We start from the raw sequence: 324 nt of genomic DNA on the forward strand, positions 1-324 counted from the left end.
CCTGGGCGAGCCGCAGCTCGGCCAGGTTGCGCTGCGTACGCGCGCGCCACCAGCGGTCGCCGACGGAGGCGAACCCGGCGATCGCCGCCAGCAGGTGGCGCTGCCCCTCGTCCAGGTTGCCGGCGTCGCGCAGGCAGACACCGACGGTGCGCATGGCGCGCGCCGCCCACCACGGTTCGCGCAGCTCCTCGAAGATCGCCAAGGCCTCCTCGGCGCTCGTACGGGCCAGGTCGCCCCGGCCCAGTCCGCCCGAGACGGCGGCGCGTTCCATCAGGGCGATGCCGACCGAACGCGGGTCGCCGAGCCGGGTGGCGGCCAGCAGGG

Annotated in this window: 1 protein-coding gene; it reads right to left on the reverse strand. The window is 76.5% G+C overall.

The genetic code is table 11. The annotated features are described in order from the left end of the window. The coding region (locus ACFFNX_RS52255) for a hypothetical protein (protein WP_378213929.1) at positions 1–324 on the reverse strand (324 nt) is incomplete at both ends.

It is taken from the genome of Actinoallomurus acaciae (assembly GCF_042429965.1).
Lineage (GTDB): Bacteria > Actinomycetota > Actinomycetes > Streptosporangiales > Streptosporangiaceae > Actinoallomurus > Actinoallomurus acaciae.